Annotated in this window: 1 pseudogene; it reads right to left on the minus strand. The window is 61.0% G+C overall.

What is annotated here, in order from left to right:
* Positions 1-869: pseudogene (locus tag Q1A01_RS23575) on the minus strand (hypothetical protein); the annotation flags it as partial.

Below are 869 nucleotides of genomic sequence, written 5' to 3' on the forward strand. Positions count from 1 at the left end.
GCGCCATCGTTACCTGCGGGTCCTTGTGGACCTGTATTCCCTTGAGGACCTTGTGGTCCTGTTGCTCCATCGTTACCTGCTGGTCCTTGTGGTCCAACTGCTCCGTCAGCACCGTCAGCGCCATCGTTACCTGCGGGTCCTTGCGGTCCAACTGCTCCGTCAGCACCATCTGCACCTGCTGGTCCTTGTGGTCCAACTGCTCCGTCAGCGCCATCTGCACCCGCTGGTCCTTGTGGTCCAACTGCTCCGTCAGCACCATCTGCACCTGCTGGTCCTTGTGGACCGACTGCTCCGTCAACGCCATCTGCACCTGCGGGTCCTTGTGGTCCAACTGCTCCGTCCGCGCCATCTGCACCTGCTGGTCCTTGTGGTCCAACTGCTCCGTCAGCACCGTCAGCACCTGCTGGTCCTTGTGGTCCAACTGCTCCGTCAGCACCGTCAACGCCATCTGCACCTGCTGGTCCTTGTGGACCTGTATTTCCTTGAGGACCTTGTGGTCCTGTTGCTCCATCGTTACCTGCTGGCCCTTGTGGTCCAACTGCTCCGTCAGCGCCATCTGCACCTGCTGGTCCTTGTGGTCCAACTGCTCCGTCCGCGCCATCTGCACCTGCTGGTCCTTGTGGTCCGACTGCTCCGTCAACACCATCTGCGCCTGCTGGTCCTTGTGGTCCAACTGCTCCGTCGGCACCGTCAGCACCTGCTGGTCCTTGTGGTCCAACTGCTCCGTCAGCTCCATCGTTACCTGCTGGTCCTTGCGGTCCAACTGCTCCGTCAGCGCCATCTGCACCCGCTGGTCCTTGTGGACCTGTATTTCCTTGAGGACCTTGTGGTCCTGTTGCTCCATCGTTACCTGCTGGTCCTTGCGGTCC

The organism is uncultured Dokdonia sp., from assembly GCF_947492815.1.
GTDB lineage: Bacteria > Bacteroidota > Bacteroidia > Flavobacteriales > Flavobacteriaceae > Dokdonia.